The following is a 6,778-nucleotide window of genomic DNA, read 5'->3' on the forward strand; positions in this document are numbered from 1 at the left end:
CGAGGTAAGCCATGTCCGTGACCGCTATTGCTGGTGCCCGGGTCTTCGACGGCGAGAAGCCGCTGGGGGTGACCACCGTGCTCGTCGAGGGCGGGCACATCGCCCGCATCGGCGGCGACGCCCCAGCAGGGGCCGAGATCGTCGACGGCAGCGGCGCCACGCTGCTCCCCGGCCTGATCGACGCGCACGTCCACACCAGCCGGGACGCGCTGGCGTTGGCGCTGCGGTTCGGTGTGACGACCGAGTTGGAGATGCAGGGCACCAACACGCGGGACAACCGGGCCCACATCAGCGAGGACGATGCCGTCGCTGACGTGCGTTCCTCCGGTTTCGGTATCACCCCTCCGGGCGGCCACCCCAGTGAGCTGTTCCCCGAGGGTTTCCGTCCCGGCCCTCCTCCCGGCGCCAAGCCTGCAGGAGAGCCGCCGTTGATGCCGTTCTCCACCACCCCCGAAGAAGCCGTTGCATTCATCCCGCAATTGATCGAACGCGGCTCGGACTACATCAAGTTCATGGTCGACGACGGCAGCGTCGAAGGGCATCCGGGCCTGCCCATGCTTGACCAGGCCACCTTGAACGCCGGCGTGGCTGAGGCCAAGAAGCACGGCATGCTCACCATCGCCCACGCCCTGACCGTGGACGCCACCCGTATGGCCATCGAGGCGGGTATCGACGGCCTGGCCCACCTTTTCATGGACCAACCCCACACCGACGAGATCATCAACCTGGTCAAGACCGCTGGAGTGTTCGTCGTGCCCTGCGTCGTCCTGAACGCCTCCATGATGGGCATCACCGGAAGCGACCTCGCCGACGATCCGCGCGTCGCCACCCGCCTCGATGCGGACTGGGACAAGGCCCTGCGCTCCGCCTTCGGCCACTACCCCCAAGGCAAGATCGAAGACGTTCTGGCCACCGTCAAGGCCCTCGCCGACGCAGGCGTGGACCTGCTGGCCGGCACCGACGTCTCCCTGCCCCTGCCCTTCCTGGGCGGGCTCGCCCACGGCGCCAGCGTCCACCACGAACTGCAGTACCTGGTTCAAGCCGGCCTCACCCCCGCCCAGGCCCTGCGCGCAGCCACCGCCACCACTGCCCGCCGCTTCGGCCTCGAAGACCGCGGTCGCATCGCCGAGGGTATGCGCGCCGACCTCCTCCTCATCGACGGCGACCCCACCAGCACCATCTCCGACACCCTCAACACACGCGCCATCTGGCGCCGCGGCACCCGACTCGCGGCCTGACCCCGCCGCCCACCACACAGCGCCATAGGCCGCCGACCACCGGGTCGGCGGCCTCACGTGCCTGCGCTCCCCGCCTGAGCCCAGACGGCTGATCAAGATCCGCACCACAGCAGAGGTCTTCGTGTCCCACCCCAACGCCCGACTGACCGTCTACGGCAGACGACTTCTGATCGACCGGGTCCGAGCCGGTCGCCCCGTCGCGCACGTAGCCGACGAAATGGGCATCTCCCGCGCCACGGCCTACAAGTGGGTACGTCGCTGGCGCACCGAGGGCGACACCGGCCTGTTCGACCGCACGAGTCGGCCCCGGACTACCCCGCACCGCACTGCCTCAGACGTCGAGAAACAGGTCTGCGCGCTGCGGCGCGAGCGAAAGCTCGGCCCCGCACGGATCGGTCCGATCCTGGGCATACCCGCCTCCACAGTCCATCGCGTGCTCACCCGCCACGGACTGAACCGACTGCGCTGGATGGACCGGCCCACCGGCCAGGTAATTCGCCGGTACGAACGCGCACGCCCCGGCGAGCTGATCCACGTCGATATCAAGAAGCTCGGCAACATCCCCGACGGCGGCGGGCACCGCATCATGCCCCGGCAGCAGGCCGGTGCCAACAGGCAGGCGACGACCGACGCGCGCAAGGGCGGCAGCCCCGTCATCGGATACAGCTTCGTCCACACAGCCATCGACGACCACTCCCGGCTCGCCTACAGCGAGGTCCTGGCCAACGAGCGCAAGGAGACCGCAGCCGCGTTCTGGCGACGCGCGAACGCCTTCTTCTCCGAACACGGCATCACCGTCGAACGCGTCCTAACCGACAACGGCTCCTGTTACCGATCCAAGCTGTTCGGCCAGACCTTGAGCGTCGCTGGCATCGTCCACAAACGCACCCGACCGTACCGCCCGCAGACGAACGGCAAGGTCGAACGCCTGAACCGCACGCTGCTCGACGAATGGGCGTACGTGCGCCCGTACTCCAGCAACGCCGAGCGCACCGCAGCTCTCGTGGAGTTCCTCCACACCTACAACCATCACCGCTGCCACACTGCACTCGGCGGCCACCCGCCCATCAGTCGAATCAACAATGCTGCGGGTCAATACATCTACCAGGTGATGGTCGCCGAAATGCTGCGGCGGGGGATCGACTGTGAAGGCCGGCCGCCGGTGTGGGCGTGGGCTGAACCGGACACCCGCGATATCCGGGTGCTGGAGACGGCCCGGCTGCTGCTCAGCGACAACGACTTCGACAGGGGAGTCGTTGTATTGGATCTGGATGTTCCGGACGAGTATGTGCTGCGGAGCTCGTACCCCTCCTGGAACGAGGTGTACTTCGCGTTCCTTTCTGGGGAGCCGCCACCGGCCATGAACTGGTCCATAGCGCCGGAGGAAGAGAGCGACCCGGATGCGTGCTGTATTCAGGCATGTCTGCCAATGGTTCACCGCTCCTGGGTCCGTGGCATCCGCCCGATTGATCCGCTGTGGACCTTCACCGGATGACGACTGCTGCGGTGTGGCCCGGGGGCGATGTTGCCCGACAAGCTGTGAACAAAGCCGCAGCGGCTTTGTGTGCCTGCTGGACAACTGCATCTGGGCGGACAAGCCACCGTCTTTGACGGCACGCAGCCACGGCGCGGTACGGCGGGCGCCCGCCCCATACCCGGAACAACGTCGCGGACCAAACAAGTCACATGACCCAGCCGGACAGGCCCCAGAAGCGTGCTTGGCTGAGCGGATGAACATCAACTCGACGGAAACCGGTCCGTCAACAACCGTGCAGGTCCGGCGCTTCCTCAAAGATGATTCGGTGGAGCAGCTGACTCTTCTGCTCCACCGCGCCTACGCGGACCACGCCGCCGCTGGGCGGGTCTTCTTCGCCTCCTACCAGACTCCGCAGGACACCCAACACCGCCTGAGCAAAGGCGAGTGCTGGGTCGCAATGAACGGGAACGCCATCATCGGCACTGTCACCGTGTCAGCTCCTCACACCACTCCGGTGGGATATCCCGCACCAGCCGGCAGAGGCTCGTTCTGGCAACTGGCCGTCGAGCCGTCGCAACGAGGCACTGGCCTCGGACACCGACTGCTGGCGTTGGCAGAGTCACGGATCGCTGCCCTCGGATCGACGCAGGTCGTCATTGATACCTCCTCAGAGGCGACAGAACTCGTCGACTGGTACCAACGACGTGGGTACGCGCCGATCGGCACTTGGCGGTGGGGGGACGTCACCAACTACGACAGCATCGTCCTCATGAAGGAGCTGTCGACGGCGACTCCTTTGTGATCGCCCGGACCGGCCCTAGCCGAAGAGGAGGTCGACGTCCTTCTCGACACAAAGCTGCAGGACGACCACCAACTGGCGGACGTCGTCGATGTGTCGTTGGAGGAGAGGATCGACGCTTGCCTCTTGCCGGCGGTCGCCGATCTCCTGCAGGCGAGGCAGCATCGCTGCGCATTGGGTGGGTGTGAGGTCGGGGCCGGCGTCATCGGGGTGATCGAGGAGTGGTCTCAGCCTGGTGGAGACGTCGCTCCACGGGCGCTGTCCGCCGAAGCCGTCCATGTCGTCGAGCGTGAAGCCCTCAGCTTGCGCCAGCCACTGCCGGAAGACTCCGAAGCTGGTGTAGGACCAGGAGACGTCTGGGCTGCCGGTGTCGTCGTCTCCTGGGAACAGAACGAGCCCCATCTTGTCCTCCTTGTTGACCGAGCACACAGGATCCGCAGGGACAAGGACGATGGCAACTGAAATGGTCTCCCTTTGGCTGGTGTGATCACGACGTCTGAGTCGTCCTGGATAGGCCCGTTCGCTGGGGTGAGCTCGCGTCAGTTCAGCAAGCTGATCACCCCGCTGCGGCACGAGGGCGTGGAGCCAGTGAGCAGGGGGCGTCTGTGGAGTGTGGTGCCGGCGGACCGGGTGCTGCTGGTCGCCGCTAAGTCGCGGAGAAGCGTGACCAGGCCGGCCACCGACTGCGGCGGGGTGCCAAGGACAAAAGCCTGCCCGGTTTTGACCGCGAGTGCTACACGCGCCGCGACAAGATCGAATGTCGTATCGCCTGCTGAAGCAGGCGCGCGATGTCACGACCCGGTACGACAAGCTCGCCGTCCGCTACGAAGCGACCGTCCAACTCGCCCTCATACGGCAATCGCTGTGATCGCACCTCATACACGATCACGACCACACCACGGGCCGTCTGGCATCAGGGCGTCGAGCACGCTCAGCATCTGCGGCGGCTCAAGCGGGTCCGGCAACGAGTCCATATCCGACCACGCGATCCAGGCGTGCGTATCCAGATTGGCCTGCTCATCGGGGAGCAGGCCGGTCCGCACCAGCGATGGATGCTCGTCGGAAAACTGAGCGACAAAGAAATGCTCCGTCCCGATGTACCGCTTGCCCTTCCACTGCACGTCACGGTCGACGAGCACCGACCGGTCAAGGACGGCAGCCGGGTCGAGTCCGGTCTCCTCGGCCAGTTCGCGTCGTGCCGCCACCAGCGGTGTCTCGCCGGGCTCGATGCCGCCACCGGGCGGCTCCCAGAGCCATGTCCCGTCGAACGGATCACGCCAGTGCAGAAGAAGCAGGCGATGGGCAGCATCCAGGCAGATGACCCGAGCGGCGGGCCGGTGCGTTGTTTCCACCGTCTTGACGCTATGCGGTACTCGAAATGTTGATCAAGACTGTTGTGTTGATCAACATCTCCAACACGGGCTAACTTGATCTTTAACGTTCGACGTCGAATGGCGCGTCGAACTTGATCACTCGGTCCGGTAACTGCCGTACGCGGAAGCGGCCTTCGTCTGAACATGTGCTCCGACCAAGGAACACACACGTCCAGCGCGAAGGCCGTGAGGATGAGTCTGCTGCATCACGATGCCCGGCGAGAGCCGTTGGCGGAACTGTCATGCTTCCGGGGGGAGTTCTACTCCTGCCTGACCGCTCGTTCGGACGCATTGTTCGAGCTGGCTGATGCTGTCCTGTGCGGCGACGGGCCGGTGAGGTCGCTGGCCGAGCTGTCGCTGGTGGGCGAACACCGCCGAGGCCATGGCGGGCTCTACGCGGCTGTGGCTCATGGACGCATCGATGCCGGCCGGCTGCGGCGGGCACTGGCCGAAGTGCCACTGCCGCGGGCCGCCGACGGCCGACTGGTCTTGGCCGTCGACGTCACCTGCTGGCTGCGGCCCGACGCTCACACCTCACCGGAACGGATCCTGTGCCACACCTACGGACGGGGCAAGGACCAGCACATCCCGGTCCCCGGCTGGCCCTACTCAATCGTCTGCGCACTGGAGCCAGGCCGCAGCTCATGGACCGCACCCCTGGACGCGCTTCGTCTCGCACCCGGGGACGACGCCGCCACCGTCACCGCCCGGCAGCTGCGCGATCTGCTTCAGCGATTAATCACCGCGGGGCAGTGGCAGAGGGGCGACCCGGACGTCCTCATCGTCGCGGACGCCGGATACGACGCACCCCGCCTCGGATTCCTCCTGAGGGACTTGCCCGTGCAGGTGCTGGCTCGCATGCGATCAGACCGCGTCCTGCGCAGGGCTGTCCCACCCCGGCTGCCGCACACCCAGGGCCGACCGCCCCGGCACGGAGGCGAGTTCGTCTTCGGACAGCCCGACACCTGGGGCACCCCGGACACCGAAGCCGTCACCGACACACGCCTCTACGGCACCGCTACCGCCCGTTCCTGGAACCGGCTCCACCCCAAACTGACCCACCGCTCCTCCTGGGCCGCGGCCGACGGCATCCTCCCGATCGTCGAGGGGACGGTGATCCGCCTGGACATCGGCCATCTGCCCAGCGGAGCAATCCCGAAGCCGGTCTGGCTGTGGTGGTCAGGCACCGACGCCACCCCGGCCGACGCCGACCGCCTGTGGCAGGCATACCTGCGGCGCTTCGACATCGAGCACACCTTCCGTCTGTTCAAGCAGACCCTCGGCTGGACCTGCCCGAAGATTCGCACGCCCGAGGCGGCGGACCGGTGGACATGGCTGATCCTCGCCGCCTACACCCAGCTGCGGCTCGCTCGTCCGATGGCAGCCGACCTGCGTCGTCCTTGGGGAAGGCCCGTCCCACCGGAAAGGCTCACCCCCGCCCGTGTCCGCCGCGACTTCCGGCACATCCGCCCGCAGACCGCCTGCCCGGCCAGAGCACCGAAACCCTCTCGGCCCGGCCCCGGACGACCCCCAGGCCGAAAGAACATCCGACCCACACCCCGCCACGACGTGCACACACCCCGCAAGACACAGTCGGCGAAACAGCGAACGAAGAAGTCAACTACCCCACGACCCCGCCGCACAGGTTAAAGACCAAGCTAAGGGCTGTCCCGTAATCCCTGGCGGATCAGCGCACGGCGTCAGATGCACTGCGTTCTCCCCCACGCCTTAAGGGTGCGGGGGCACCCCCACCGCTCACTCCGTCTCGGCTCTTCATTTGGTGCACGGATGCCGAGCTGCATCGCAAGGCGGAGGGACGTCCGGATACTGGGCGTATCCGGATGTTCCGACAACGCGGCGTGGGGGCACCTCCCAGCGTTAGCTGGGGGAG

5 protein-coding genes and 1 pseudogene are annotated in these 6,778 nt (G+C 66.6%); 4 read left to right on the forward strand and 2 right to left on the reverse strand.

Annotation, left to right across the window (positions count from 1 at the left end):
- The first annotated feature begins 11 nt into the window (after positions 1 to 11).
- The 3 genes and pseudogenes from ACGFWI_RS37120 (at position 12) to ACGFWI_RS37130 (ending at position 3,517) form a co-directional block, all read left to right on the forward strand.
- Positions 12 to 1,238: an amidohydrolase family protein gene (locus ACGFWI_RS37120; RefSeq protein ID WP_030993658.1), complete on the forward strand. Its 1,227-nt coding sequence runs from the start codon at positions 12 to 14 to the stop codon at positions 1,236 to 1,238.
- Between the two features lie 121 nt (positions 1,239 to 1,359).
- Positions 1,360 to 2,340 (forward strand): annotated as a pseudogene (locus ACGFWI_RS37125) (IS481 family transposase); the annotation flags it as partial.
- A 628-nt stretch (positions 2,341 to 2,968) separates the two neighbouring features.
- The gene (locus tag ACGFWI_RS37130; protein ID WP_393910489.1) at positions 2,969 to 3,517 is read left to right on the forward strand and encodes a GNAT family N-acetyltransferase; all 549 of its coding nucleotides are present in this window, start codon (positions 2,969 to 2,971) and stop codon (positions 3,515 to 3,517) included.
- Positions 3,518 to 3,532: 15 nt separating this feature from the next.
- Here ACGFWI_RS37130 and ACGFWI_RS37135 read toward each other — a convergent pair whose 3' ends face one another.
- Positions 3,533 to 3,916 carry a hypothetical protein gene (locus tag ACGFWI_RS37135; RefSeq protein ID WP_393910490.1) on the reverse strand — a complete coding sequence of 128 codons (384 nt, stop codon included), beginning with the start codon at positions 3,914 to 3,916 and terminating at the stop codon, positions 3,533 to 3,535.
- 473 nt (positions 3,917 to 4,389) lie between these two features.
- On the reverse strand, positions 4,390 to 4,866 hold the full coding sequence (locus ACGFWI_RS37140; protein WP_393910491.1) for an NUDIX hydrolase: 477 nt from the start codon (positions 4,864 to 4,866) through the stop codon (positions 4,390 to 4,392).
- 213 nt (positions 4,867 to 5,079) lie between these two features.
- On the opposite strand from ACGFWI_RS37140, the gene ACGFWI_RS37145 reads away from it, so the two are divergent.
- Positions 5,080 to 6,537 carry an NF041680 family putative transposase gene (locus tag ACGFWI_RS37145; RefSeq protein WP_393910492.1) on the forward strand — a complete coding sequence of 486 codons (1,458 nt, stop codon included), beginning with the start codon at positions 5,080 to 5,082 and terminating at the stop codon, positions 6,535 to 6,537.
- Positions 6,538 to 6,778: the final 241 nt, after the last annotated feature.

Source organism: Streptomyces sp. NPDC048434 (assembly GCF_043200375.1).
In the GTDB taxonomy this organism is placed as follows: Bacteria; Actinomycetota; Actinomycetes; order Streptomycetales; family Streptomycetaceae; genus Streptomyces.